The sequence below is a fragment of the Phormidium sp. CCY1219 genome (assembly GCF_035615515.1).
Taxonomy (GTDB): Bacteria; Cyanobacteriota; Cyanobacteriia; order Cyanobacteriales; family Laspinemataceae; genus CCY1219.
In genome coordinates, this window is the sequence record NZ_JAJENT010000593.1 from 1 (window position 1) to 3,736 (window position 3,736).

Consider the following 3,736-nt stretch of genomic DNA (forward strand, 5'->3'; position numbering starts at 1 on the left):
TTTGGAGACAACCATATCTCTATGTGCAGGGGCAACCGAACCCGCTGCACACCCAATTCTCAATATAGTTTTGACGGGGGCTAAAGCCGCACCTTCGTTTTTCCTCCCCCGGCTAAAGCACGGGGGTTTCCAAACGTATCGGAGGTGATCGTGAATCTATCAAAACCAAAGTAGGACAACAGAGGCAGTATCCGTGAAACCCATTCGATCCTTAGAAGATGCGCTCAATCGCTGTCAAACCCTTGGGATGAGGCTTTCGCGTCAGCGTCGTTTCATCCTAGAGTTGCTGTGGGAAGCGCAAGAACATTTATCCGCGCGCGAAATTTACGACCGATTGAACTTTGCCGGCAAAGACATCGGTCATACCTCCGTTTACCAGAACCTAGAAGCGCTTTCGCGCCAAGGGATTATCGAATGCATCGAGCGTTCTGACGGAAGACTCTACGGAAATATTAGCTCCTCCCACAGTCACATCAACTGCGTAGACACCAATCAACTGCTCGACGTGTATGTAGAACTTCCCCAAGAAATCATCGATCGCGTGCAAGCCGAAACAGGGATCCAGATTGTAGACTATCAGATTAATTTTTATGGATATCGAAACGCCGAATCCGATGAGGGGAAATACCCTCCCTCGAGACCGACAGCTTCCGCATCAGAATTGAAGGAATTAGAGGATGAGGGAGAAGCCCGAAGCCATGCTAACAGCAATCATCCCGGGGGAGAAGAGCAGTGAAGGTCAATGGTGGAAGGCCCGATGGCTGCCGCTTCAGCCCACAGTCAAATGCGGGAGGGAAAAGCCATGAAATCGGTTTTTGTTGGCTCGGAGACTTGCCAAGCGGGAGGATCGGGTGCGACTCTGGAATGAGTCGATCCATTGAGGAGGGTCGAAACCCGGTGATAGATCCGCAAGACCCCTTGCCCTCCAACGGCGAAAGGCTTAAAATCGCGCTCGCATCCCTAACCGAAGGCAGCGCGCCTCGGTTCACTGGCGCGGGGGCGATCGCCATGACCTTGCCAGGAGGAAAGTTCCCCCGAGATAAGGGACAAATTCCACCTTTGCAAGCGGAAACTCTAAAATTGGGCGTGAAGCATTACCCATGAAGACCAAAGATCCACTTGAATGTGGTTTGCGAGAATTTTCACATGCCAGGTAATTGTCGAAAATTATCGAGCATGGGGTACGGAAGGCTCTAACATTGGGTAGCGCTGTAGTGAAATTGCACTGTAAATCGCCCACAGTGCAAGGAACGAAAGAACCGATAAAAAATGTAGGCACCCTGTCTTCCCGGCATCGAGCCGCCAGAAACCGCCAAATTCCCATTTGGCAGCCAAGGGCTTCTCGATGTTTGCCTTATTTTCTCAAAGAACCGAGAATCTCCTTTAGCCCGAAAGCGAGCCAACCGCTAGCTTTCGACGGATAAGCAAAAACTTCAAAGACTTGTATTCACAAGTCTGCATTGCACGGACAAGCTGAAGCAATGGTGAAAAAAGAATTTGACCAATCCAGTACCCAGCCAGCCCAACGCATCCGCAGACAGCGGGAGGGGCGCATTCGGGCAGTGACCAATAAATTATTTTCTGCTCGGAAATCGCAGCGTCCCCAAGACAAAAAAGGGGCAAGGGCAAATAGCAGTCCAGAAATAGAACCAATTGAGGCATTGCCAGTGACTGGCGCTGACGAAGCGCAGCCAGCAGAAGGCAAGGACGTCGGAGAAAAAACCGAGGAAAAAAAAGGCTCCTTCGCCGCCAAGCCGTTGGCGCAAGCATGGAATAAGAGTCGGCGCATTTTGTGGGGATGGCACGTCCTCTGGCTGAGTCTGATTGTGGCATTTACCAGCGTCGGCACCGTCTCTCTGCGCTGGTTGCTCACCATGCCGCCACCGGTGAACTGCGAGGGACTCACCGTGGGAGCGCCCGATCGCGATCGCCTCTACTGCGCGCAGTCTGCGGCCAAATCCGGGGAATTAGACAAACTGGTAGAAGCCATCGAACTGGTCAATAGTTGGCCGAGCGATCACCCCATGCGCGCCCAAGGAGAAAGACTGCAGGAGGAATGGTCTAAACTGCTGCTCGACATTGCTCGTCAAAAGTTCAGCCAAGGGGACTTAGACGGCGCGATCGCTATTGTGGAAAAAATTCCCGAGTCCAATGCGGTGCGTGCCGAAGCAGATCTGGAGGCGCAAAGTTGGCAGGGAGACTGGGAAAAAGGGGAAGCGATCTACGAGAAAGCCTTGGCGGCATTAAAAGCCAGAAACTGGAACCAAGTGGATGCTCATACCCGAGCGCTGCTGAAACTGGAAAACATCCATTGGCGCTCGACGCGCTATTCTCAAATCAAGCAGCGGATGAAAACCGAAAAGCAGGCATGGGAAAAGCTAGAAGATGCCCGCTACTTGGTGTGGTATAAAACCGCTGAGGAATTTATCCGCGCCATCGATAAAGCGCGACAAATCAATCCCAACACCTATGTCAGCGAAGAAGCTAAAAAGCAGATCGAGCAATGGAGTCGGCAGTTGCTCGATATCGCCAAAGAACGCTTCGAGGAGGGAGAACTCGATGGCGCGATCGCTGCAGCCAAATGGGTACCGCGCGATACCACAGTTTATCGCGAAAGTCAAGACTTAATTCAACTCAGCCAAGCGCAAGCTCTGGTAAAAGACGACAAGCCTAGCGGCCCGATTGGCGAACGGCTCTTGGCATTCCTGGAAGCCTCCGCTACCGCCGACCAAATTCAACCCGACAGCCCCCTGTACAAAAAAGCGCAAGAAAAACAAGCGCGCTGGAAACAATACCAGCAAGACTTGATCCAAGTCCAACTGGCCAATAGTGTGGCGAGTTTCCGTCACCCGCTGCTGATGCGCTTGGCGATCGAGCAAGCACTGATGGTGAAGCCCGATCGCCCCGGACGGATTGACGCCCAAACCGAGATCGCCCGGTGGCGCAAAGAAATCCAAGAAATCGAAGACCGAGGCTATGTGGTGGCGGCACGGGCGATCGCAAACGGCCAAAATCAAAACATTAACGCCTTAAAAAATGCGATCGCTTCGGCCAAAAACGTGGAGATGGGTCGTCCCCTGCGGATCGAGGCCCAAACCCTGATCGCCCAATGGACCAAACAAATCCAACGTCTGGAAGACCAACCCATCCTCGATGAAGCCCAAACCTTAGCCAAAAACGGCAAGCTGAAAGAAGCCGTGACCACCGCAGAAAAAATCGCCGAGGGTCGCGCCCTCTACTCGGAAGCGCAAAACCGCATTTCCGACTGGGTGGCCGAAATCCAAATCGCTGAAGACCGTCCCATCCTCGACGAAGCAGCGTCTCTGGCGGCTCAAGGTCGTCTGGGGGCGGCGATCGAAACCGCCAGTCAAATTGCCTACGGTCGCGCTCTTTATTCCGAAGCCCAAGGGGCGATCGCTCGCTGGGGTGCCCAACTCGACGCTATCTATGCCGCCCGGGAAGCGGAAGCCAGACGCGCCGCCTCTCAAGAACCGGTCTACTACGAAGAACCGGCTCCCTCCTACCAAGAACCGGCCTATCAAGAGCCAACCTCTTACTACCAAGAGCCGGCCTATCAAGAACCGGCTCCCTCCTACCAAGAACCCACTTACTACCAAGAGCCAGAACCGGCGTATCAAGAGCCAGCCCCGGCGTATCAAGAGCCAGCTTCTTACTACCAGGAGCCAGCCCCCTCCTACCAAGAACCCGCCCCCTCCTACCAGGAGCCAGCTTCTTA

General features: G+C 53.7%; 3 protein-coding genes. All 3 read left to right on the forward strand.

What is annotated here, in order from left to right; all coding sequences use genetic code 11:
* Nucleotides 1–193 precede the first annotated feature (193 nt).
* Complete coding sequence (locus LKK83_RS16615) at nucleotides 194–736, forward strand: Fur family transcriptional regulator (RefSeq protein ID WP_324632347.1); 543 nt, start codon at nucleotides 194–196, stop codon at nucleotides 734–736.
* A 128-nt stretch (nucleotides 737–864) separates the two neighbouring features.
* Nucleotides 865–1,104, forward strand: a complete 240-nt coding sequence (locus tag LKK83_RS16620) for a hypothetical protein (RefSeq protein ID WP_324632348.1) — start codon at nucleotides 865–867, stop codon at nucleotides 1,102–1,104.
* Between the two features lie 356 nt (nucleotides 1,105–1,460).
* A partial coding sequence (locus LKK83_RS16625) for a hypothetical protein (RefSeq protein ID WP_324632349.1) occupies nucleotides 1,461–3,736 on the forward strand: 2,276 nt, incomplete at its 3' end.